Source organism: Methylobacterium sp. J-072, assembly GCF_022829425.1.
Lineage (GTDB): Bacteria > Pseudomonadota > Alphaproteobacteria > Rhizobiales > Beijerinckiaceae > Methylobacterium.
This window is the reverse complement of the sequence record NZ_JAKSYK010000115.1, coordinates 14,294-36,090: the sequence shown is the minus strand read 5'-3', so window position 1 is coordinate 36,090 and position 21,797 is coordinate 14,294. Positions and strand designations below refer to the sequence as shown.

At 70.0% G+C, this 21,797-nt stretch carries 29 protein-coding genes; 17 read left to right on the top strand and 12 right to left on the bottom strand.

All coding sequences use genetic code 11. The features are described 5' to 3' along the window. Positions 1-64: 64 nt before the first annotated feature. From MKK67_RS13040 to MKK67_RS13020, 5 genes are all read left to right on the top strand, one after another. On the top strand, positions 65-1,249 hold the full coding sequence (locus MKK67_RS13040; protein ID WP_243965389.1) for a YihY/virulence factor BrkB family protein: 1,185 nt from the start codon (positions 65-67) through the stop codon (positions 1,247-1,249). A gap of 114 nt (positions 1,250-1,363) precedes the next feature. Further along, entirely contained in the window at positions 1,364-1,774 is a 411-nt protein-coding gene (msrB, locus tag MKK67_RS13035) for a peptide-methionine (R)-S-oxide reductase MsrB (RefSeq protein ID WP_243965388.1), read from the top strand. A gap of 320 nt (positions 1,775-2,094) precedes the next feature. Then, positions 2,095-3,093, top strand: a complete 999-nt coding sequence (locus MKK67_RS13030; RefSeq protein ID WP_243965384.1) for a hypothetical protein — start codon at positions 2,095-2,097, stop codon at positions 3,091-3,093. Between the two features lie 192 nt (positions 3,094-3,285). Next, positions 3,286-5,313 carry a threonine--tRNA ligase gene (gene thrS, locus MKK67_RS13025; protein WP_243965383.1) on the top strand — a complete coding sequence of 676 codons (2,028 nt, stop codon included), beginning with the start codon at positions 3,286-3,288 and terminating at the stop codon, positions 5,311-5,313. 365 nt (positions 5,314-5,678) lie between these two features. After that, positions 5,679-6,665 (top strand): sensor domain-containing diguanylate cyclase, encoded by a 987-nt coding sequence (locus MKK67_RS13020; RefSeq protein ID WP_243965377.1) that lies wholly within the window; start codon positions 5,679-5,681, stop codon positions 6,663-6,665. A 16-nt stretch (positions 6,666-6,681) separates the two neighbouring features. Here the strand turns inward: MKK67_RS13020 and MKK67_RS13015 are convergent, their stop codons facing one another. The 5 genes from MKK67_RS13015 to MKK67_RS12995 form a co-directional block, all read right to left on the bottom strand. Next, on the bottom strand, positions 6,682-7,113 hold the full coding sequence (locus MKK67_RS13015; RefSeq protein ID WP_243965373.1) for a hypothetical protein: 432 nt from the start codon (positions 7,111-7,113) through the stop codon (positions 6,682-6,684). Between the two features lie 88 nt (positions 7,114-7,201). Next, entirely contained in the window at positions 7,202-7,435 is a 234-nt protein-coding gene (locus MKK67_RS13010; protein WP_243965371.1) for a DUF6894 family protein, read from the bottom strand. A gap of 130 nt (positions 7,436-7,565) precedes the next feature. Further along, a complete protein-coding gene (locus MKK67_RS13005) occupies positions 7,566-7,820 on the bottom strand; it encodes a hypothetical protein (RefSeq protein ID WP_058194295.1) in 255 nt (84 codons plus the stop codon). Positions 7,821-7,928: 108 nt separating this feature from the next. Next, entirely contained in the window at positions 7,929-8,114 is a 186-nt protein-coding gene (locus tag MKK67_RS13000; RefSeq protein WP_050731805.1) for a hypothetical protein, read from the bottom strand. A gap of 34 nt (positions 8,115-8,148) precedes the next feature. Further along, positions 8,149-8,355, bottom strand: coding sequence for a hypothetical protein (locus tag MKK67_RS12995; protein WP_007566117.1), 207 nt, complete (start codon positions 8,353-8,355; stop codon positions 8,149-8,151). A gap of 669 nt (positions 8,356-9,024) precedes the next feature. Here MKK67_RS12995 and MKK67_RS12990 point away from each other — a divergent pair. The 5 genes from MKK67_RS12990 (at position 9,025) to MKK67_RS12970 (ending at position 11,446) form a co-directional block, all read left to right on the top strand. Then, positions 9,025-9,492 carry a MucR family transcriptional regulator gene (locus MKK67_RS12990; RefSeq protein WP_243965369.1) on the top strand — a complete coding sequence of 156 codons (468 nt, stop codon included), beginning with the start codon at positions 9,025-9,027 and terminating at the stop codon, positions 9,490-9,492. 270 nt (positions 9,493-9,762) lie between these two features. After that, positions 9,763-10,038 carry a hypothetical protein gene (locus MKK67_RS12985; RefSeq protein WP_409567019.1) on the top strand — a complete coding sequence of 92 codons (276 nt, stop codon included), beginning with the start codon at positions 9,763-9,765 and terminating at the stop codon, positions 10,036-10,038. Between the two features lie 204 nt (positions 10,039-10,242). Further along, positions 10,243-10,605 (top strand): hypothetical protein, encoded by a 363-nt coding sequence (locus MKK67_RS12980; RefSeq protein ID WP_243965365.1) that lies wholly within the window; start codon positions 10,243-10,245, stop codon positions 10,603-10,605. A 257-nt stretch (positions 10,606-10,862) separates the two neighbouring features. After that, complete coding sequence (locus MKK67_RS12975) at positions 10,863-11,045, top strand: hypothetical protein (RefSeq protein ID WP_243965364.1); 183 nt, start codon at positions 10,863-10,865, stop codon at positions 11,043-11,045. 101 nt (positions 11,046-11,146) lie between these two features. Continuing rightward, entirely contained in the window at positions 11,147-11,446 is a 300-nt protein-coding gene (locus tag MKK67_RS12970) for a PilZ domain-containing protein (RefSeq protein WP_243965363.1), read from the top strand. 15 nt (positions 11,447-11,461) lie between these two features. On the opposite strand, the gene MKK67_RS12965 is transcribed toward MKK67_RS12970, so the two are convergent. Then, the gene (locus MKK67_RS12965; protein ID WP_243965362.1) at positions 11,462-11,851 is read right to left on the bottom strand and encodes a heme utilization protein; all 390 of its coding nucleotides are present in this window, start codon (positions 11,849-11,851) and stop codon (positions 11,462-11,464) included. Between the two features lie 170 nt (positions 11,852-12,021). On the opposite strand from MKK67_RS12965, the gene MKK67_RS12960 reads away from it, so the two are divergent. From MKK67_RS12960 to MKK67_RS12950, 3 genes are all read left to right on the top strand, one after another. Beyond that, positions 12,022-12,204: a hypothetical protein gene (locus MKK67_RS12960; RefSeq protein WP_243965361.1), complete on the top strand. Its 183-nt coding sequence runs from the start codon at positions 12,022-12,024 to the stop codon at positions 12,202-12,204. A gap of 50 nt (positions 12,205-12,254) precedes the next feature. Beyond that, positions 12,255-12,515, top strand: a complete 261-nt coding sequence (locus MKK67_RS12955; RefSeq protein ID WP_243965359.1) for a hypothetical protein — start codon at positions 12,255-12,257, stop codon at positions 12,513-12,515. A gap of 77 nt (positions 12,516-12,592) precedes the next feature. Continuing rightward, positions 12,593-12,898: a hypothetical protein gene (locus tag MKK67_RS12950; RefSeq protein WP_243965358.1), complete on the top strand. Its 306-nt coding sequence runs from the start codon at positions 12,593-12,595 to the stop codon at positions 12,896-12,898. Positions 12,899-12,968: 70 nt separating this feature from the next. Here the strand turns inward: MKK67_RS12950 and MKK67_RS12945 are convergent, their stop codons facing one another. Continuing rightward, positions 12,969-13,163 carry a hypothetical protein gene (locus MKK67_RS12945; protein ID WP_243965357.1) on the bottom strand — a complete coding sequence of 65 codons (195 nt, stop codon included), beginning with the start codon at positions 13,161-13,163 and terminating at the stop codon, positions 12,969-12,971. A gap of 425 nt (positions 13,164-13,588) precedes the next feature. Between MKK67_RS12945 and MKK67_RS12940 the strand changes: the two genes are divergently transcribed. Then, complete coding sequence (locus MKK67_RS12940; RefSeq protein ID WP_243965356.1) at positions 13,589-14,065, top strand: phasin; 477 nt, start codon at positions 13,589-13,591, stop codon at positions 14,063-14,065. 102 nt (positions 14,066-14,167) lie between these two features. Next, entirely contained in the window at positions 14,168-14,410 is a 243-nt protein-coding gene (locus MKK67_RS12935) for a hypothetical protein (protein ID WP_243965353.1), read from the top strand. 53 nt (positions 14,411-14,463) lie between these two features. Here the strand turns inward: MKK67_RS12935 and MKK67_RS12930 are convergent, their stop codons facing one another. Then, positions 14,464-14,718, bottom strand: coding sequence for a hypothetical protein (locus MKK67_RS12930; RefSeq protein ID WP_243965352.1), 255 nt, complete (start codon positions 14,716-14,718; stop codon positions 14,464-14,466). Between the two features lie 432 nt (positions 14,719-15,150). On the opposite strand from MKK67_RS12930, the gene MKK67_RS12925 reads away from it, so the two are divergent. Then, the gene (locus MKK67_RS12925) at positions 15,151-15,378 is read left to right on the top strand and encodes a hypothetical protein (RefSeq protein ID WP_243965348.1); all 228 of its coding nucleotides are present in this window, start codon (positions 15,151-15,153) and stop codon (positions 15,376-15,378) included. A gap of 40 nt (positions 15,379-15,418) precedes the next feature. Here MKK67_RS12925 and MKK67_RS12920 read toward each other — a convergent pair whose 3' ends face one another. The 4 genes from MKK67_RS12920 to MKK67_RS12905 all read right to left on the bottom strand — a co-directional run bounded on the left by MKK67_RS12920 (position 15,419) and on the right by MKK67_RS12905 (position 19,308). Next, positions 15,419-15,742, bottom strand: a complete 324-nt coding sequence (locus MKK67_RS12920) for a hypothetical protein (protein ID WP_243965346.1) — start codon at positions 15,740-15,742, stop codon at positions 15,419-15,421. A gap of 122 nt (positions 15,743-15,864) precedes the next feature. Next, on the bottom strand, positions 15,865-16,125 hold the full coding sequence (locus MKK67_RS12915; RefSeq protein ID WP_243965344.1) for a hypothetical protein: 261 nt from the start codon (positions 16,123-16,125) through the stop codon (positions 15,865-15,867). A gap of 80 nt (positions 16,126-16,205) precedes the next feature. Further along, a complete protein-coding gene (locus MKK67_RS12910; RefSeq protein ID WP_243965342.1) occupies positions 16,206-17,042 on the bottom strand; it encodes a hypothetical protein in 837 nt (278 codons plus the stop codon). A gap of 229 nt (positions 17,043-17,271) precedes the next feature. Next, positions 17,272-19,308, bottom strand: coding sequence for a molybdopterin oxidoreductase family protein (locus tag MKK67_RS12905; RefSeq protein ID WP_243965340.1), 2,037 nt, complete (start codon positions 19,306-19,308; stop codon positions 17,272-17,274). A 202-nt stretch (positions 19,309-19,510) separates the two neighbouring features. Here MKK67_RS12905 and MKK67_RS12900 point away from each other — a divergent pair, with 202 nt between their 5' ends. Next, complete coding sequence (locus MKK67_RS12900) at positions 19,511-21,532, top strand: hypothetical protein (RefSeq protein WP_243965338.1); 2,022 nt, start codon at positions 19,511-19,513, stop codon at positions 21,530-21,532. Positions 21,533-21,797: the final 265 nt, after the last annotated feature.

Genomic DNA, 21,797 nt, shown 5'->3' with positions numbered 1-21,797 from the left:
CGCTTCGGCGACGTTTGAGCCTTCGAGCGCGGCAGTTCCGCGCGGACGGCCCTCTCGTACCATCATGCCCGCGTCGCCCCCCCGCCCGAGTTCCGAACCGGATGCAGGCTCGCTCCTCTGGATCCTGATGCTCGGCTCGGCCCTGGTGGCGCTCGCCGCGACGCCGGCCCGCCGGCGCGCGCCGGACCTGCCCGAGCTTCTGGAGCCCACAGCGGATCAGGACGAAGCCGACGCCACGCGCAAAAAGGCCGTGAACGCCGGCGCGCGCTCCATCGCCGGCCGCGCCGCGCAGCTCACCGCGGCGACGCAGCCCGAGCGCGGCCGCGCGGCCGACAGCCCCGCCGAGATGACCCGGGCCGGCTGGAAGGACATCGCGGTCCGGGTCTACCTGGAGTTCAACAAGGACCGGGTGCTGGCGGTGGCCGCCGGGGTGACCTTCTACACGCTGCTGTCGCTGTTCCCGGCCATCGCCGCGCTGGTCACCTGCTACGGGCTGTTCGCCGACGTCACAGCCATCAACGAGCACCTCGCGCAGCTGCACGCCGTGCTGCCATCGGGCGCGGTCGAACTGATCGGCGATCAGATCAAGCGCATCGCCGCCAAGGGCAGCAGCTCGCTCAGCGTCACGTTCTTCACCAGCCTGCTGCTGTCGATCTGGAGCGCCAACGCCGCCATGAAGGCGATGTTCGATGCGCTGAACGTCGTCTACGAGGAGGAGGAGAAGCGCAATTTCTTCTGGCTCAACATCCGCTCGCTCACCTTCACGGTCGGCGCCCTGATGTTCATCATCATCGCGCTCAACGCGATCGTGGTGGTGCCGGTGGTCCTGAACTTCCTCGGCCTCGGCTCGGGCGCGTGGCTGCTCGCGGCCCTGCGCTGGCCGGCGGTGCTGCTGGTGCTGCTCGCCGGGCTCTCGGTGCTCTACCGGTTCGGCCCCAGCCGGGAGCATGCCCGCTGGCGCTGGGTCGGATTCGGCAGCCTGGTCGCCGGGCTGCTCTGGCTGATCGCGTCCCTGCTGTTCTCCTGGTACGTGGCGAGCTTCGGCACCTACAACGAGACCTACGGTTCACTCGGCGCCGTGATCGGCTTCATGACCTGGATCTGGATCTCGTCGACGATCGTGCTGCTCGGCGGCGAGATCAACGCCGAGCTGGAACACCAGACCGCCCGCGACACCACCACGGGCGCGCCCCTACCGATGGGCCATCGCCGAGCCCGGATGGCCGACACCGTGGGGGCGGCGGCATAGCGGGCATCGCCATAGCCGCGAGCGACAGGATGCCGCCGCTGCATCTGTTTTGCGGCAAACGGACTGCCGCCCCCTGCGGGATGCCTATATCTCCCATCGAAAAGGGAGATCTTCATGGCCGATACCGCGACGACCAACCCCGATACCCGTAGCGAGGCCGAGTGGCGCGCCACGCTCACGCCGGAACAGTACCGGGTGCTGCGCGAGCACGGCACCGAGCGCGCCGGCACCAGCTGCCTGCTGGCCGAGAAGCGGCCCGGCACCTTCACCTGCGTCGGCTGTGGACAGCCCCTGTTCGAGCAGGGCACAAAGTTCGAGTCCGGAACCGGCTGGCCCAGCTTCTTCGAGCCCCTCGAAGGCGCCGTCGAGACCACTGTCGACCGCAGCCACTGGATGGTCCGGACCGAGGTCCATTGCGCCCGCTGCAAGGGCCATCTCGGCCACGTCTTCGATGACGGCCCCGCCCCCACGGGCCTGCGCTATTGCATGAACGGCGCCGCGATGACCTTCGAGCCGGCCGCCTGAGGCGCCCGGTTCCGGCTTAACCTGGGTTGGAAAAACCGGGGCGAAAGACGGGATATCGGGGACAGGCAGGGTTCCGGGCGAATCATAACCCGGTTCCGGTCTTGATTTCGTCGTGTTTTTGCTTAGCGCTTAACCGTCTCATGTTGTCGCCATCCGGTATTGGGGATGGATGCGGTCATGTGCGGGCCAATACGGCGTTGCCGTTGAGCTTATACGCCGTCGGCGCGGGCTCGACTTGGCAGATCCATCCGGGCCGGCGGCCCTGAGGGCAGTCCGCCGGATCGGCGCACCGCCGACGAAGCGGGAGGGGTTTTGAGTTCATGAGCACCATTCGCCGATTCCTGGTTGCGCCATCCCTGGTCCGCCTGATCCGCAAGGAGCGGGGCGGCGCCCGGATCACCGAGGGCCACTTCGTCGCGCAGGGGGGCCGCAGCTCCTACGTGCGGGTCGACGGCCAGGTCTGCCAGCTGGTGCTGGTGAACAAGGGCCCGGACGGCGTCCCGGCCGAGGAGCGGACCGACGTTCCGCGCGCCCACGGCGACGCCCTGCTCGACGTCTGCCCCGGCAAGGCCGCCTACGACCGCACCGTCCTGACCATCGGCGGGCGTGAGGTCACGATCGACCGCTACGTCACGCCGGGCAACCTCGACCTGATCAGCGTCGCCTTCGACAATGACAGTGATGCCGCCGGCTTCCAGGCCCCGAACTGGTTCGGCCGCGAGGTCAGCAACGAGCCGACCTTCGAGCGGCAGGCGCTCGCCATCCAGGGCGTGCCGGCCGCCGAAGAGGTACCGCTGAGCAACGCGGCGCTCGACGCGGTCCTCGACCTGATCGAGCCGCGGTTCGGCTTCGGTCGCTACGGCAGCAGCAGCGCCCGCGCCAGCGAGCCGTCCGACGACGGCGCGATGAGCGCCATGCGCCGCATCGTGACCCCGGCTGCCGCGGCGGCCCCGGTCGCGGCAGCGGCTGCGGCACCGGCCCCCGAAGCCGTCGAGCCGCCCCCGGCCGCCCCCGTCGCCGAGGCTCCCCCGGAGCCCGAGCCTCAGCCGGAGCCGGCCCCGCCGCCCGCCCCGGAGCCCGTGCATCACGCGGCGCCGGTGGCTCATGAGCCGAGCCCGCCCCAACCCGCCCCGCAGGAGAGCATCCACAGCGACGCCCGGATCGACGACGTGATCGAGAGCCTGTCCCAGGCGCTCGGCGCGGCGATCCACCAGCATCCCGAGCCCACCGCCGAGCCCAAGGACCCGAAGACCGACGAGTCGGCGGGCGTGTTCGAGCGCTGGACCGTGCGGCCCCGCCGGACGCAGCAGCAGACCTGATCGACCGAGCCATCGAGAAGGCCGCGGGGGCAGGAGCCGCCGCGGCCTTTTTGCTGCGCGCCGTCCCGGGCTCGCGTGGCCACGCTCCGCGCGCCGTTCCCTCGCCAAAGAAAAAAAATCGGTCTACACGGCCGCTCCCCAGAACACGCTTACCTGCCCCGTATGCAGGACTGAGCCCGGAGAGCCTGACCCATGCCGATTCTCACCTTCCCCAATGGCGACACGCGGGAGGTCGCTGCCGGCACCACCGGCCGCAGCGTGGTCGAGGGCATCGCCAAGTCGCTGGCCAAGCGCACCGTCGCCATGGCCCTCGACGGCACCGTCGCCGACCTCGACGATCCGATCGCCCAGGATGCCCGTATCGAATTCCTGGACCGCACCGACCCACGCGCCCTGGAGCTGATCCGCCACGATTGTGCGCACGTGCTCGCCGAGGCCGTGCAGTCGCTGTGGCCGGAGACGCAGGTGACGATCGGCCCGGTGATCGAGAACGGCTTCTATTACGATTTCTATCGCGAGACTCCGTTCACACCCGAGGACTTCCCGACGATCGAGGCGAAGATGCGCGAGATCATTTCGCGCGATGCGCCCTTCACCAAGGAAGTCTGGAAACGCGAGGACGTGCGTGCGCTGTTCGAGGGCAAGCAGGAAAAATTCAAGGTCGAGCTGGTCGATGCGATCCCTCCGGGCGAGGATCTGAAGATCTACCGGCAGGGCGAATGGTTCGACCTGTGCCGCGGCCCGCACATGACCTCGACGGCCAAGGTCGGCACCGCCTTCAAGCTGATGAAGGTCGCGGGTGCCTATTGGCGGGGTGATTCGAACAACCCGATGCTGACGCGCATCTACGGCACGGCCTGGGCCGCCCAAGCCGATCTCGACGGCTACCTGCACCGCCTCGAGGAGGCCGAGCGCCGGGACCACCGCCGCCTCGGTCGGGAGATGGACCTGTTCCACTTTCAGGAGGAAGGACCGGGCGTCGTCTTCTGGCACGCCAAGGGCTGGACGATCTTTCAGGAGCTGATCGCCTATATGCGCCGTCGCCTCCGGGGCGACTACGCCGAGGTCAACGCCCCGCAGATCCTCGACAAAGCCCTGTGGGAGACCTCCGGCCACTGGGGCTGGTACCGGGAGAACATGTTCGCGGCGCAAAGCGCGGGCGACGAGGCCGAGGACAAGCGCTGGTTCGCCCTCAAGCCGATGAACTGCCCGGGCCACGTGCAGATCTTCAAGCACGGGTTGAAATCCTACCGCGACCTGCCCCTGCGGCTCGCTGAGTTCGGCGTGGTCCACCGCTACGAGCCGTCCGGCGCCATGCACGGGCTGATGCGCGTGCGCGGCTTCACGCAGGACGACGCCCACGTCTTCTGCACCGAGGACCAGCTCGCCGACGAGTGCCTGAAGATCAACGACCTGATCCTCTCGACCTACGCGGATTTCGGCTTCGACCAGATCGTCGTGAAGCTCTCGACCCGGCCCGAGAAGCGCGTCGGCTCGGACGCGCTCTGGGACCACGCCGAGGACGTGATGACCCGGGTTCTGACGCAGATCGAGGCGCAGTCGGCCGGCCGGATCCGCACGGAGGTCAACCCGGGGGAGGGCGCGTTCTACGGGCCGAAATTCGAGTATGTCCTGCGCGACGCCATCGGCCGCGACTGGCAATGCGGCACGACGCAGGTGGATTTCAACCTGCCCGAGCGGTTCGGCGCCTTCTACATCGATGCCGACGGCACAAGGAAGCCACCCGTCATGGTGCACCGGGCGATCTGCGGCTCGATGGAGCGCTTCACCGGCATCCTGATCGAGCACTTCGCCGGGCATTTCCCGCTCTGGCTGTCCCCGGTCCAGGTGGTGGTGGCGACGATCACCGGCGAGGCCGACGCCTACGCCCATGAGGTGGTGCGCGCCCTGGACCGCGCCGGCCTGCGGGTCGAGGCGGATCTGCGCAACGAGAAGATCAACTACAAGGTCCGGGAGCACTCCCTCGCCAAGGTGCCGGTGCTGCTGGCGCTGGGCCGCCGCGAGGCCGAGGAGCGCACGGTCTCGATCCGCCGGCTCGGCAGCCAGCAGACTCGCACCCTGCCGCTCACGGAGGCGGTGGCGGCCTTCGTCGACGAGGCGACCGCCCCGGATCGCCGCCGGGCGCAGGCCGTGGCCGACACGGTCCCGACCAGCGACACCGTCCTCGACGGGCATCACGGCGTGCACGAGACGCCGTAAGGTCTCGGACGGCGCTTTCGCCGTCTCGCCAAGAGGAACCGGCGCGAAAACAAGTCCTCGTCGATCCTCGCGGCGGCTGGCCGCGGGGATTTGCTTGGGCCGGCACAGGCCTGTGCTGCCGGGCCCGGCAACTCTAAGTGCCTGATCCTGATCTGCGGCCGGCATGAAGTCCCGGGTCCGGCAGAGCGATTGACGAGATTGTCGCGTCCTTTCGAGCCAAACGCCGTTTCGTCAAGGTTGGCTAAAGGAATCCCATTCTAAGACGCCCCCGAAGCAGTCTTCGGCGGGGCGTCCGGCTATCCGGCAGGAGCCCGGATCCCGCCGGGTGCTCGAAGGGGGTCGCCATGATGGCGCGAGCGGGCAGGGTGTCGGCACGGCTGGAGCGGCGCGCGCGGGAGCCGATCGTCGGTCCCCGGGGCTACGGATTCCGTCGGGACCGCCGGCTCGGATCCCGGATCGTCCGGGCCCTGGATAGCCTGCCGCACGGCTTCTGCCTGTTCGATACCGGCAACCGCCTGCTGTTCGCCAATGCCGGCTACCGGCGCCTCTTCGGCCAGCCGGACGGAGCGGTGCGACCGGGCCTGCATGCCTGCACGCTCATCGCGATCAATGCCGCCAAGGGTCTCAAGGCCGAGCGGGACCCGGCACAGATCTGGGCAGAGCGCCGGCGGCTCCTGGCCCGGCGCGATCCCGTCACCGTGCTGCAGACGCTCTCGGACAGCCGCCAGATCGCCCTGACGCTGCAGCCGCAAGCGGACGGCGGCTGGGTCGCCCTCTACGAGGACGTGACCGAGCGCCGACGCGCGGAGGCGCTGCTGCGCCATATGGCCCATCACGATCCGCTCACCGGCCTGCCCAACCGCCACCTGTTCGAGGCCCGGCTCGACCGGGCCACGGCCGAGCCCGCCGGCCGGGGCTGCGCCCTGCTGTGCATCGACCTCGACGGGTTCAAGCCGGTCAACGATCTCTACGGCCACGCCGTTGGCGACGCGCTGCTGCGGCGGATGGCCGAGCGGCTCCAGGACGGTCTCGGCGAGCAGGACACCGCCGCCCGTCTCGGCGGCGACGAGTTCGCCCTGCTCCTGGCCGACGCCCCGGTCTCGACCGTGCTGGACCGGGCGCACCGCCTCCACCGGCGGCTCACCGAACCCTACGATGTCGGCGCCGGGCGGCCGGTCCTCGTCGGAGCAGCGATCGGGATCGCCTGCGCCCCGCAGCACGCCGCCCAGGCGCAAGGGCTGGTCGAGCGGGCCGATGCGGCAATGTACCAGGCCAAGCGCCTCGGCCATCCCTGCCTGTGGGGCGATGCGCTGCGCCCGGGCCTCGCACCGGCAGCCGAAGCGGTCTCATGACGGCCGGCGGCCCGGCTCACCGGGCCTTGTCGTGCTCCGCGAGACCGACAGCCTTGTAATCGTAAGTCGGGTAGAACTCGGTGCGATACGCGCCCCAGGCCGTATCCTCCAGGACGCGGTTGATCTCCCGCAGCCGGGTCGTGGGCAGTCGCAGGATGATGATCTGCCCGATGCCCATGACGACGTTCCAGGAGACGACCTCGATGCCCGCCGGCGGGAAGGCCTTGTAGAAGCCCTGCCTGGCGAGTTGCGCGTTCAGATCGGCGAGCGGGCGCGACTGGTCGTGCCGCAGGAAGACCGTGAGCAGGATGGCGTTATCCGGCGTCGCGGTGGCCGAGCCCGCCTGCGGCGGCGGCGTGGTCTGGGCCGTCGCCGGCTGCGCCGCCATCCACGCCAGCAGCGGGAGCGCGGTCAGAAAGAGCCGGGTCGCGATCCGTGAGCGTCTCATGCGTTCTCCTCGCTCAAGCGAACCGGCGCGACACCAACGCATGCAGGCCCGCTTCCGTCGCAGCCCGGTCGCTCGACAACCCTGGCCTTCAACCCGGCTCGACATCGTACGACAGACGCAGCCGCAGGCGGACGGTGCCCTGCTCGTCCCGGACGGCGATCACGTAATCCTGCCGCACCTGCGGGTCCGAGAGCCCCTGCGCGATCCGGGTCATCATGCGGACGGCCTGCGCCTGTGCGGCGGCGAGATCGGGCAGGTCGAAACCTGTTTGGTCGCGAACCAGGTTCGCACCATCGTGGAGATCGATGAAGTATCGGGGCACGGATATTGGCTCGGGGCGCGCGATCGCTCACCAGCATCGTGCTACGTTGTTTCTACGTAGTGTCCAGAGGGCGGACGATGCATTTCGCGCGTGCCATATACCCCGGCGATCCGGGCCCCGGTGACGCGGGTCAACCGCCCTGGAGGCTCTCGGCGAAATCCTCCGGCACCTCGCCGAACTGGCCCAGGATGGTCACGCCTTCGAGCTCGCCGGTCTCGTCGTCGGCGACCACCTTCAGGGCCGCCGCGCCCGGCATGCGGGCGGCCAGCGCCTCCGCCTTCTTGAGGGCACCGAACTCGCTCTGGGCGGGCTCCTGCCGGGCCGGCCTGAGCCGCTTCCGATGCAGCTCGAACGGCTGCACCACGAATGTCGTCTTCATCGCCATCCACTTCCTTTGAAGCACGCGGCGCGGTTGCGATAGAGCGATGACGACCGAATCGGCGGTGGGCTTCCGGAATGCGGATCCTGTCGCAAGGGCCGGAGACCGGACCCGTCACAGGCTGCGGGTGGTAACCCCGAGCGCCAGCAGCGCGTAGGCGCCGATGAAGAACCATTGCCGATGCGCCACCACGGTGCGTCCGACCATGGGGATGCGCGTGTAGAGGCTGGCGACGGCCAAGCCAATGAGCACGGCCGAGACCAGGAAGGTGAGCAGGCGTGGGGCTGACAGCGTGGGCATGCCCCATGCTCGCGCCGGGACGGTTACTGGCGCGTTACCGGTCGAGCCCCGGGACCCGGGGGCGGTCCGGCGTCAGCGGGCCGGTCGAGCCCGGCAGCAGCCCGACCTGGGCCAGCCATAGGGCCATGATCGCCCCGGCGATCAAGGTGGCGAGCGAGGCCAGCCGGCCAGTCCAGCGCCGCGTGATGATCATGACGGCCAGGACGACCAGAAGGGCGAGGAGGAGCGCGAGCAGGAGCATGATCGCGCAATGCCACGGCCGAGCCCTCCCGTCACCGCGCGCGCCGGCCTTGGCAACACTATTCGCCCGAGGGTTGAGAACCCCTCGGGATCCCGATCACGCAAGGCGGGATTACGGGGAGCGCGGGATCCGGATGCGCGGACCGATTACCACCGTGTGGACCGGCTGGCCCGGGTCCCTGCCCCATACCGTTTCCCCAAGGTCGAGCGCGCGAGCCGCACGCGGAATAGAAGACTTCGTCGTCACAGCCTCCGCCTTTTTCGCCCCGGCGAAGATTGATTACAATTTGTCGCAGTCTTTACGAAAACTGTCTTCAATTGAACGATCGCAGTGTTCAATCAACAAAAGCGACGCACCCGCCATGGAAAGGTGCGAGGCTCGTCTCAGTCCCATCGGAGGCACCTCGAAGCTCCGGCCGCACCGGCAACCCGTCTGGTCCGAGCCCTCTGCAAGCGATTGACCGCAATGTGGAAACACTGGCGCAGTGGTTATCGAAACCTCTGCCTTGGCGGACAGTTCACCTGACGGTTGCGCCAGAATTTCCGAGCCTGAAGCGTCAGCATGCATAGCGATCATGACCGAAATGCACCCCATTCTAAGGTTTTGTAACTTGCATTCGGCCGAGAGAGGTAGCAAATCGCTTGCGAGGGGCACATCGGGAACCATGAAGTGACAGAAGAAACCATTGCGCACACGCCGGATCTGATCGGCTTGGCGGGCGACATCGTCGCCGCTTACGTCTCGAACAACCCCGTTCCGGCTGCCGAGCTGCCGGCACTGATCGCCCGCGTGCACGGCGCGATCGCCGGCCTCACCTCCGGAACGAGCACAGCCGCCGCCGGCACGGTCGCGAGCGAAGCGGTCGACAAGCCGACCCCGGCCCAGATCCGCAAGTCGGTCCAGCAGGACGGAATCGTCAGCTTCCTCGACGGCAAGACCTACAAGACCTTGAAGCGCCACCTGACCGCCAACGGCCTCAGCCCGCAGAGCTACCGCGAGCGCTACGGCCTGCCGGCCGACTATCCGATGGTCGCGCCGAGCTATGCCGAGCAGCGCTCCGCCCTCGCCAAGGCGATCGGCCTGGGCCAGCCCGGCGCCATGGCCGAGCGCGAGCGCAAGGGCCGCAAGGCCGCCTGAACCCTGGACGCCTCCAGCGCGGATGCCGCCAAGGTGGCTCCGTGCGCTGATGTTTCGGCGTGCACGCGCTCCGGACCCCTCATCCGTCGACCGCGTGCCGTCATCCCGTCTCTGGAACGCCGTGATCGACGCTCCGGCGCAAGACCGCGACCGTTGCGGTGCGGCCACACAGGCCGGCGACATGCAACGACACGGACAAGCTGCCACACTCTGCACAAAGCTGATGCCCACGCCGGATCGCGAGAGTGGTTGGTGCGGGATCGAAGCATGATGAAGCGTGAGCAGACGAGACCGGACACGGTCGTAGCGTTCCCGGCCCATATCGCGCCCACCGTGGCCGACGAGGACACCGCATCGGTGATCGCCGTGCTGCAGGACCAGCTGGCGCTCGCCCGCGAGGGACGGCTGCGCTCGGTGGCCGTCGTTTCGGTCTCGACGGACGGCGAGGCGATCGGCACGCAATGGTCGTGCAAGGGCGCCGACATCTCCAGCCTGATCGGCAAGCTGACCGTGCTGACGCACGACATGATGTCCGCCCGGAAGTGACCGAACCGCGCTTCGGCGCGTGATGCGGGCCGGAGGTCGCCGGCTTCGAACGGGCGTGGCGGGCGCTGCCCGGCGGCACCGCGCTGCGATGTCGCTTCGCGGCGCAGCTTGCCGGGGCGGCATCCGGCATCGCTAGCCCTATCTCTGCGTCATGGACCGGCACCGGCGCGGGTCCGGCTTCAGTCCGCAGAGGAAGACCCGACCATGAGACGCGCCCTGCTCGCCGCCGCGCTGGCTGCGTCGATCCTGCCGTCCGGCCCAACGGCGGCGCAGGACGAGAAGCGAGCCGAGACGATCGACGGGCTGGTGCGAATCGTCGGCGCCCAAGCCGGCATCGTCCTGTATTGCCGCAAATTCTACACCGTGGACGACACGGTCTCCGAGGGGCTGTCCCGGACCGTCCGCAAGGCCCTCGACGCGGCCCTCGGCCATCGAAAGGCCAAGACCGCCATTGCCGAGGAGGGCCAGCGCGTCGCCAAAACGATCGCGGAGGTCGGGGCGGAGCAATGGTGCGCCGACCAGCGGGACATCCTCAACACCGACGGCGTTCGGGTCTTCCTCGACTGAACCATGCCGCCGAGGTCGGGCGGCCCCCCGCACGCGCGCAGACCGCCGAAGTCGTCCCCAGAAAAAGCCGCGGCCAAGGCGAGATCTGGAATGTGCAGCGCCTGCGCGTTCTGCAATGCAGAACAGATTATCTCCTTGTTCGTGTTCAGCTCGTCTGTCATGTTTCGACGACGGACGCGTGAAAGCAGACCACGCCGGCTGCGGTCGTCCGGACAAGAGCCCGAAGGGCCAGGAGACCGGCGTCGGAGGATCACGCCATGTCGACACCGATCACCATCGCCATCGCGCTCGTCGTGTTCGGCGCTGCGCTCACGATCTTCGCCTTCACCAGGGCCCCGCGGTCGAACGACTTCGCAGGCTGGGACGTGATGTTCATGAGCGGAATCGGTGCGGTCGCGCTCGGCTTTCTGGCGACGCTGGTTGGGGTGGTCACCGGGTAGCGGGGCCTCTCGGCGCGGATGCCGACAATCCGACGGGTTTCCAGAACCTGATCTGAACCCGGATCGCCGATCCTGCGCGCCTCAAGGTTCACGAGGCGGCGATGCTTAACCGACGGCGCTCTCCGCGCACGGTCCTGAACGAAACCGGCAGTATTTCGATCGACGAGCATCGCAGCCTGCCCTGCATCGTCTACGATCGCTCCCTCGACGGCGTCCGCGTCGCCCTGCCGGAAGCCGAGATCGTGCCGGACCGATTCGTCCTCAGCATCGATGCGAGCCGTGAGATCCTCATCTGCCGGGCGGTGTGGCGCAAGGCAGAGGAGATCGGCGCGGCCACGAACGAGCCGGAGACCGAGCGGGCGCGCCGTCCGAGCCTCCGCCGCGAGCAGGTGCCGGTCTGAGGCTATCGACGCCGTTCAGCTCGAGCGCCGGGCGTTCCAGCGGCCGCTGCACGTGATCGGGCCACCGCTCGTCCGCCAGGTGCCGGCGCCTGCGCCCTGCGTATCGAGGCTGCCCGCGATCGGCACCGTGTTGGCGCCGCTGATGATCGTGGCCTGGACGCTGCCGCTCGCCGAGACGCCGCCGTCGATGTCGACCTCATCGCCCGGGATCGAGGCATCACTGTTCTTGATCTGGACCTGGTAGCTGGTCTGCGCCGCGCATGGCCCCTCCGACGTCGTCGCCACGATGGTCCAGGCGCCGTCGTACCGGTTCGGTATCTTGAGCTTCTTCGTCGCCGAGACCGCCGGAGACAAGACGCCGATGATCAGGGTCGCGGTCAGGATCGGGGCAAGGCAACGGTTCACGGGGGCTCCTCGCTTGCGCGGCCAAGGCCGACCACGCGGGGACAGAACCGCGTGGTCGTCGAAACGGTTGCTTTGGCCGTTTGCCGGTGGGCACCTTCGCGCGCGACGGCCGTTCTGTCCGTGCCGGGCCTGCCCATCGCGGGGTGCGGCGCCGATGCCGGGGACACGCCATGCCCGATCCGAGATCGCCCCAAGCGGACGACGCACCCGAGCCCGACCTACCCAAGGGCCTGCCGACGCCGCCGAATACCGGCGACATGCCGCCGCCCAGGCTTCCGCCCGCCCCGGAGGACGACCCTGCGCCGCCGCGGCGGGAACCCGCGCCGGATATCGACGACGTGTCGGGCCTGTGACGGCCGCCGGCCCGGCTCGGCGCGCCGGGACCGTAGGGACGACTCGCTCGATGCGCGGGTGCCTGAGTCTGACCGTCTGTCTCGCCGTCTTCCTCGGATCGCGCCTGGCGGCCTCGGCGGCCGAGCCGCTCACCATCGAGCGGCTCAGCGCCGACGGCTGGGAGATCGCCGGCTATACCGGCACCTTCGACAATCGATCGTCCCTGATCCTGTTTCGGCGGAAGGACACGAAGTACTTCGTCCAGTGCTCGATCCTGTACGACGTGACCCGAAATCCGCGCGTGATAACCAATTGCTACGAGCTGCACTGAGGATTTTCGCGCCTGGCCCGGGTGAACTTCGCCGGCCCAAGCCCGTTGGCGTCCGACCCCAAGCGACGGACGGATCCATGACACGCACGACGATGGCGCTCGCGAGCGCCGTGACCCTTCTGCTGGCCGGCCCGGCCGCCGCGCAGGTGACCACCGGCGGCGCCGGCAATACCGGCGTGACCGCCCCGCCCGCCACCGGCGGCGTCGGGGCCGGCACCGTGGGCAGCGGCCCGAACGCCCAAATCACCACGGGCACGACAGCCAATCCCAGCAACTCCTCCGTCCCGGGGACGACACCGGGGGTCAATATCGGCGGCACCCCGACGAGCGGACCACCCGGCACCGGCGGCACCGCGGGCGGCCCGGCTCTGGGCAACCGCTGAAGCACCGTCCCGAGGGCGGGTTGCCGCCCTATCGAAGCGGGATCACGGGCCGAGAATTTGCCGCTTCGGCTCACTCCCCCCAATCGATGTCCAGTGACCGCTCGAACGCGGCCGCAGACATCTCTTGGCCCTTGGGATTGGCGACCATGATCTCCCGGAACCCGCGCCGGGCGAGTTCCCAGGTCTTCTCCATGGCCTGCTCGTCGGTCCCGCACGCGAAGGTCATGACGCGGCCGGACGGATCGATCCCCTTGACGGTGAACACGACGCTCTCCTCAGCTTTCCCGCCCGCATATAGCGCGGCGGGGGCGATCCCGGCCACATGGCGCGATGATCCGGGAGCCGCGGAGCGAACACCGCGTTGCTTCGGGACAGGGAGCCCTCGAATGAGTGATTCGCGCAGACCCGCCACCGTGCCGGGAGGGCCCTCAAATCCGCTCGGCCCCGATCTGGAGATCCTACCCACGGATCTCGATTCCGACGCCTCGAACAAGCCTTTGCCGATTCCGGACGAAGAACCGGAGGTCGGGCTGTCGCAAAAGGGAAGCGGTGAGGACGCGATCGTTCGGCGCGAGACCGATGTCTGACGGATCCAGCGTCCCGTTACACGTGGATCCCTGGACCTAACCGCTTGTGCGGCGCACAATCGGCCCGGCCGCGGCCGGACATGCGGCTGACAGGAGACCAGTCATGGCGAACATTCCGAGCTTCGAGGTCCCCCCGCAGGTGCGCGACTTGGCCGAGACCAGCGTCGAGCAGGCCCGCAAGGCGTTCGGCACCTTCATCGGTTCCGCACGCCGTGCCGCCGATACTGTGCAGGGCTCCACCGAACTGGCCCGCACCAACGCGCACGACATCTATACCCGCAACCTCGACTACGCCGAGCAGAACGTCCGCGCCGCCTTCGACCTGGCGCAGAAGATCGCGTCCGCCCGTTCGTTCCCGGAGGCGATACAGCTCCAGACCGAGTACGTGCGTGAGCGCTTCGCCGCCATGCAGGCCCAGGCCAAGGAACTCGGCGGTCTCGCCCAGGGGGCGTTCCAGCAGGGTGCGGAGCGCGCCCGGTCGGCCGTACAACAGGGTGTCGAGGACACGCAGAAGGCGGTGAAGCAGGGGCAGGACGCCGTTCAGCAGACGCAGCACGCCGCCGACCAGGCGTCGCACTAAAACCGCATGCGCGAGGCTGCGGGCTCTCGGACCCGCCGCCTCGGTAATGGGTCGGCGACACCTGCGAGTGTCGTCGCAGCCATCCCGGATGTGGAGTTGCCGATGATGTATGGCGAGGTTGGCCGTCTGGCGGACGAGGCCATGTGGCTGAGCATCCGCCAAGCGGAGAATGCCGCCCTCCTCGCGGTTGCCATCCAGTATGCCTGGCTGGACCTCTGCGTCGAGAGCTATCGGGCGACGGGCGCCGCCGTGAGGGACGAGCTGGGGCAGCAGGCCCGAACCCGGCGCCTGATCCAGCGCGGCGTCTCGCCGAGCATCGCCGCCCAGGAACTGCGTATCGTCTGACAGGCGCCCCGCCGGAGGGATGGGCGCCCGGCGGGAAGATCAGCGTGAGGCGCTCAGCGATTCGTGTCGGCGGACGCCTGGACGATCGGCCGCTCGAGGGTCGCCACCGGGCGGCTGCCGGTGCGGGTGGCCGAGACCGGCTGGGGCGTGGTGCTCAGATCGCTGACCGAACGGGCCTGCGTGGTGGCGCGGGCCTGCTCCCGATACAGCGGCGGGGTCAGGTGCAGGCTGTCACCCGCGGCAGCGGGGCCAGCGAAGATGGCGGCCGAGGTGAGCGCCGCCGACGCGAGGATGAGGATCGTGCGCATGAAGCGTCTCCGGTTCGATCGCGGGATGCAATCGCTGGACGCATGACACCACGAATTTGTGCAATGCGGTATGCTGATTGCGCATTGCAACATAACGCAGTTCAGGCATCGTTCTGCAGTTTTCACAACCTTGTCAGAGAGAAAATCGCATTTCAGCACAAGCTGCGCCATGCATTCCAGACAAAGGAACTAAATTTCCACCGATGAACTCTCAAATATAAATTGAGATCGAACGCGATTTTATTTCACGCGCGGTCGCATCGATAGCCGATGGGCCGGCCGATCCAGCATCGCGGCCTCGAAGGCCCAGCACCGCGATCCGCCTCGCGACGTCGCGATGATTGCGACACGAATCAGTAACGCGATCGCCAGATCCACGTCACATGGATCGGTTATGCTCGACCCAATCGCGAAAATTTTCGGAGCGCGACGATGACGCCCGCCGACCTCGATAAAACTGCCGAGTTGACCGTTTGGCCGAGCCGCTCGCTTGGGCGGTCCGCGAAGGGACGCCCGTTTGCGACCCTACGCGAGGCGCTTGCCGCCGCGGCGCAAGCGATCGAAGCCGACAATGCCGAGCCCTGGATCATCACCGAGGAGGGCGACGTGCTCTCGCCGCGCTGGATCCGCGCGAACACCCAGTCCCGTGCGTTGCAGTGATCTGAACTTTTCCCGGCCGACGCGGTCCCGGCCCGGCCACTCAGCACCCGATGCAGATATCGTGCACCACGTGTTCCCGGCGGTGACCGGTGCGCTGGTTCGGAAGCCGACCCTCCGTCGACGGGAAGCCGCTGCCGAGCGCCTGGAGCCGCCGTCGGCCAGCTGCCGGATCGGCGGTCGCGGGCTGAGCAGGGGTGGCCGCTTCGGGCGGCGGGGCCGTGCTCGGGGCGCTGTTGACCATGCCGGGATCGGGGAGCGGCATCACCATCCCCTGTGTCGGCGGAGCCGACGCGAACTCTCCCGCCTGAACCGACGAGGCCGCGCAGACCATGACAACGAGGATCAGCCGACACGGCACCGGCATCAAAGTCCCTCCGCACTTGCCCGCTGGATGATCGCCGGCGCCATCACGCGCCGGCGGGGTCCGTGTTTGAGCGTGACGGGCTCGCATGCGCCGAGCCAGTACCTCCTTCGGCGGCCGACCCTCTAGTAAGCCCGTCCGTAGAACGGCTTGGATTCCGGACGATAGCGGTCGCCGACCGGCCAGGTGTAGGGCTGGTCCTTGCCGGTGCGGATATCGGAGCCGAACCTCGGCGTGTTGAACCCAATGCCGTGAAGGCTGCCGGCGCGGCCTTTGGCGCCCTGCACCGTGGAGCCCGCGTCGCGGGCCAGGGCCACACTCGACATCCCGACGACGAGAACAGCCGCAAGCGAAACGCGGCCCGGTCCCATGGCTTTCTGCATCATCGCCTCCTGTCCCGGCCGAGGCGCCGGTGCAGAAGGAACGGCAGCGCTTCCACCCGGTTCCGCCTCGGCGTGCGGCCGCGTCAGAAGCCGTTCGCACCGCCGAAGCAGGCCACTGCCAGCGGCCCGGTGCAGGCCGTGTCGGCCTGGGCGGTCCCGGCCGCGATGCCCGCGCCCCCGACCGCTCCGCCGCCGCCCCGGACCGTGCTGGCGGTCGTATCGGGATCCGTGACCGCGTTGGCGCCGCTCGCGATCCCGGCGCCGCCGGAGGAGCCGCCGCCGTTCACCGTGGGTGTCGCGGAGACGGCCGAATTGACGTTCAGGCCCGTCGAGCTGGCGCCGATCCCGCCGGCGCCGCCGAAGCCGCCGGCCCCGAACGCGGCCGCCGACGAGGCCGAATTCGCATTCGTGTTCAGGCTGGTGGCGATCGCTGATCCGCCGCCGAGCCCGCCCGTGCCGAACGACGAGAAGGCATTGCCCGAGATCGAGCCGATCGCCGAACTCGACGAGGTGTTGAAGCCGCTGCGCGTCCCAGTCGCCCCGATCGTGCTGCCGGTCCCGGTCGAGCCGGAACTCGTGCTGCCGGTGATGCCGGCGCCTCCGGTCGTACCGACCCCGGTCAGGCCGAGCCGGCCGGTGCTGCCGCTCGCGCCCGATGGCGGCGCGATGCTGCCGCTTCCGGAGCCGCCACCGCCGAAGCTGAGCTGTCCGGCATTCACCAGCCCACCGCCCTGGGCCGAGAGGGTCGGAAACGGGCCGGTGGTCGAGCCGCCGCCGAGGCTGAGCTGGCCGGGATTGGCGATCGCGGTCAGCGGTTCCAGAGAGGCCGCCGCGGGCACGGTCGCGGTGGCGGACAGGCTCTGCGCCCAGGCCGATGAGGCGAACGGGAGCAGCAGGGCGGCAGCGAGGAGGACCCGCATGGCTGGTGACGTCCACGAAACAGTGTGTCTGCAGCCAACCGCACCGCTTCAGGCAGGTTCCGTCATGGATCGATCTCTCAAAATCCTGGATTCAAAAGGTCCAAGACCTTTTGCGGGTCCAGGGCAGAGCCCTGGTCCATCGGGGCCAAGCCCTAAAATCTTGCCCCGATACCCCGCCCAAGGGCTGAGCCCTTTGGGATCCCGCTTCTTGGCCGGGTCAGGCCCCTTATCAGGCAGCCCGAACCCAGACAGCGGTGTCGTGGAAGGTGGCGCCGTCGTTGGGGGCGGCCGGGGTGTCGCCGATCAGCGCGTTGATGCCGCGCCCGCCCGAAAAGGACGCGGACGGCCACAGGCTCTCCACCACGACGATCCCGGGCGGCTGCCCCTCGGCGAGGCGCGCGTGCAGCCGGACCTGGCCGCGGGTGTTGCCGATCTCCACCGCGTCCCCGGTGGCGATCCCGAGGCGGGCGCCGTCCTCCGGATGGAGCAGGCAGGTCGGGCGGCCCTCGCGCCGGATCGATTCCGGGCTGTTGGTGAAGGTGCTGTTGAGGAACTGGCGGGCCGGCGGCGCCACCATCCGGAACGGCCGCTCGGCATCGGCCGGCTCCGACACCGCCCAATGGTCGGGCAGGGCCGGCATGCCGGCGGCGTGCGGCCCCAGCGACGACCAGTCCGGGCTGAACCGGAAGCGCCCGTCCGGATGGCCGAAGCCGGTGAGGAAGTGGCTCTCAGCGAAGCTCGGCTGCGCGTCGATCCAGCGCGCCTGCTCCAGCCTGTCGAGGCCGCCCCAGCCGGAGCGGGCCAGGGTGGCGTCGGCAAGATCCCGGGCGCTCAAGGCGAAGCCCTCATGCGCGGCCCCGAGACGCCCGGCGAGGGCGGCGATCAGGTCGTGGTTGGAGCGGCATTCTCCCGGCGGTTCCAGCAGCGCCGGCCCCGACTGGATGTGGCTGTGGCCGCCGGCCCCGTAGATGTCGTCGTGCTCCAGGAAGGTGGTGGCCGGCAGCACCAGATCGGCGAGCGCCGCCGTCTCGGTCATGAACTGCTCGTGCACAGCAACGAACACGTCCGGCCGCATCAGGCCGGCGCGCACGCGGTTGCTGTCCGGCGCGGAGGCCGCCGGGTTGGCCGACTGGATCAGCATGGCCCGCACCGGCGGGCCGCCCTGCAGGGCGTCCGCATCGTCGGCCAGGATCGCGCCGATCCGGCTCATGTCGAGTTCGCGCACCCCCGGGGCCTTGGCGTCGAGGCCTTCGGTCAGGGTCTTGTCCCAGTTGAAGATCGCGGCGTTCTGCCAGAGGGCGCCGCCGCCTTCGTGCTGCCAGGCGCCGGTCACGGTCGGCAGGCAGGTCACCGCGTGCAGGTTGACGGCGCCGTTGCGCGTCCGGGTGAAGCCGAAGCCGCAGCGGATGTAGCTGCGCGGCGTCGCACCGTAGAGCGCCGCGAAGGCCTCGATCTCGGCGACCGAGAGGCCGGTGATCGCCGCAGCCCATGCGGGGGTTCGCGTGGCGACATGGGCCTCCAAAGCCGCCGTGTCCTCGGCATGGGCCGTCAGATAGGCGCGGTCGGCGTAGCCGTCGCGGAACAGCACGTGGAGCACCGCGCAGGCCAGCGCGCCGTCGGTGCCGGGCCGGGGCGCGAGGTGGAGGTCGGCCGCCGCCGCGGTGCCGGTGCGGTAGGGATCGATCACCACCAGCTTGGCGCCCCGCGTCTTGCGGGCCCGGCTGATGTGGCTCATCGCGTTGACCTGGGTGCTCACCGGGTTGCCGCCCCAGACCACGATCAGGTCGGAGACCGCCATTTCCCGCGGGTCCGGGCCGGCGACGCGGCCGACACCGGCGCTCCAGCCGGCGATGGCGATCGATGTGCAGATGGTTCGCTTGCGGCGGGAATAGCCCATCACGTGGGTCAACCGGTGGATGCCGTCGCGCTGGACGAGGCCCATCGTGCCGCCGGAATTGTACGGCCAGACCGCCTCCGGGCCGTGGCGTTCGGCGGCCTGCGTGAAGGCTCCGGCCAGGCGGTCGAGGGCGGCGTCCCACGAGATCGGGCGCCACTGGCCGCTGCCCTTCGGGCCAACCCATTCCAGCGGTTGGAGAATCCGGTCCGGATGGTGGACCCGCTCGCCGTAGCGGCTGACCTTCGCGCAGATCACCCCGGCGGTGTAGGGGTTGTCGCCCCCCTTCACCGAGACGACGCGGCCGTCGGCCACCTGCACGTCCAGGCTGCAGGCGGAGGGGCAATCGTGCGGGCAGACGGTCCGGGCCAAGCGACGAACTCCGTGCCGTCTCTTCGCGGCGGCGGCGGCAATGATGCAAGCGCCGTGCTTTTTTGCGGCGGGACCGTGCGAAGAGTACGCGAAGAATGCGGTTTTTCCCGGCGGGCGTCCGGCCAGCCGGCGAAGAATTGGCCTTCATCCTGCCGAATTGGCGGTATGGTCTCGCGGCCTGGATCCCCTTGAACTCACGATTGTGCCTTTGCCCGAAGTGTTCGCTCAAGGCTTGCGCCGCGCCGGCTGGCTCGCCGGGCTGCCCGCGCTCGCGCTGATCTGGGCGAGCGCGACGCTCTACGCCGCCCCGCAGATCGCCGACCGGATCGAGGCGGCGGGCGCGCGCGTCGCCGCCGGCACCGCCACCGCCACCGGCGAGCCCTGGCTGCGGCTGGAGGCGCGGGGGCGCGACCTCGCGGCGGAGGGCGAGGCGCCGGATGTCGGCGAGCGCGAGACCGTGCTGGCGAAGCTCGCCGCCCTGGAGGGGCCCCGGCGGATCGTCTCGGAGGTCGGGCTGGTGGAGACGGCCTCGCCGTTCCTGTGGGCGGCGATCCGCACCGGCACGGCCCGGGTGGCGCTGGAGGGCAGCCGCCCGGTGGAGATCGGCCGGCGGGCCCTGGAGGCGCGGGTCACCGGGGCGCTGGCGCCCGGCACCCATCTCGACGACACCGCCCGGGCGGCCCGAGGCGCGCCCCCCGATTTCGCCAGCGCCGCGGCCTTCCTGGCGGCGCGGCTGTCCGGGCTCGCCAAGGGCGGCCGGGCGGCGTTGAGCGATACGGTGCTCAGCCTGTCCGGCGAGGCCCTGGACGTGCCGGCCTACGAGGCTTTGCGGGCCGCCCTGTCGGACCCGCCCGCTGGGTTCAGCGTCGGGCGGATCGAGATCCTGCCGCCGGCGGTGGCGCAGTACCGGTTCGCGGTGCAGAAGTCCGCCCGGGGGGTCCTGCTCGACGGCTTCGCGCCCTCCGCGGCAGACCGGGAGGCCGCCCTGCGCGCCGCCGCGGAGGCCGTGCCCGGCGGCACCGTGCAGGAGCGGCTGCTCACCGCAAGGGGGCTCGACCCGGCGATCGACCCCAAAGCCCTGATCGCCTTCGCGTTCAAGCTCGCCGAGCTGATCCAGGCCGGCACCGTCAGCTTCGCGGACGATTCCGTATCGGTCACCGGCGACGCCATCGACGCCCAGGCGATCCCCGATGCCGCCGCGCTGATGCGCGAGGGCCGGCCCGCCGGGGTGAAGCCCGGCGCGGTGGCGCTGACGGCCCGGCCGCTCTCGCCCTACCGGGTGGCGATCCGCCGGACCCCGGAGGCGGTCACGCTGACCGGCCACCTGCCGGACGACGCGACCCGGGAGCGGGTGCTCGCCGCCTTGAGGCCGCGCCTGTTCCGCGAGCCGGTGATCGACCGCACCCGTCTGGCCGACGGCGCCCCGCCCGATCTCGGCCCGGCGCTCGCCGCAGCCGCCCCCCTGGTGGTGACCCTCGCGACCGGGGAGGTGGCGGTGTCGGACCGGGCGCTGACGCTCACCGGCGAGAGCCTCTATCGCGAAGCCGCCGCCCGGGTGCCGGACCGGCTGGCCGAGGCGCTGCCCCCCGGCTGGACCGGACAGGCCGCCGTCACGGCCCGGCAGCCCGCCGAGACCCGCGACCCCGCCGCCTGCCGGGCCGAGGCCGCCGCGACGCTGGCCGGAGCCTCCCTGCGCTTCCCGGCCGGCGGCGCCACCCTGACGCCGGCCTTCTACCCCGTCCTCGATGCCCTGGCGGCCCTGGCCAAGGCCTGCCCGTCGTTGCGCATCGCGATCTCGGCCCCCGCCGACCCAGCCAAGCCGAAGCCGGCCCCGGGGGAGGGCGCCCCGACCGCCGAGGCGGCCCCGACCCAGATGGCGAGCACGGCCCGGCCCGAAACCCCCGCCGCCACCGGCTCGGCCCCGAAACCCAATGCCAAAGAGGCCGCCCCGAAGGCGCATCCGGAGCCCGAGACCCAGGCGGCGCCGAAGAAGGCCGAACCCGCCAAGCCCGCGACCGCGAAGCCCGCCGGCTCCAAGACGCCCCCCACCCAAAAAACCGAAACAAAGCCCAAGGCGGCCGTCGACGACCCGCCCCTCGACCTGCTGCGGCTGCGCGGGCAGGCCGTGATCGAGTATCTGCTCCAGGCCGGGGTCCGGCCGGACCAGCTCAGCGCCGGGCCGGACGCGCCCCCCGGCCCCGTCACCTTCGCGCTGCTGCCGTGAGGCCCGGGCCGCGCGCCCGCGCCGGTTTGCGCCTATGATCGCCGCCCTCCCGTCATTGCGAGCGCAGCGAAGCAACCTAGGGCAGCGCGCGATCGCGGAACGTGGCGGATCCCTGGGTCGCTTCGCTGCGCTCGCGATGACGGCGCGGGGTGACAGGCCGGGCCAAGCAGACGGAACCCGTATGAGACCGACACAGACCCCGATCCGTCCCCCGCGCCTCAGGATGAGGGTGCGGGTGGGACAGCCCCGCCGAAGCGCCGCCCGG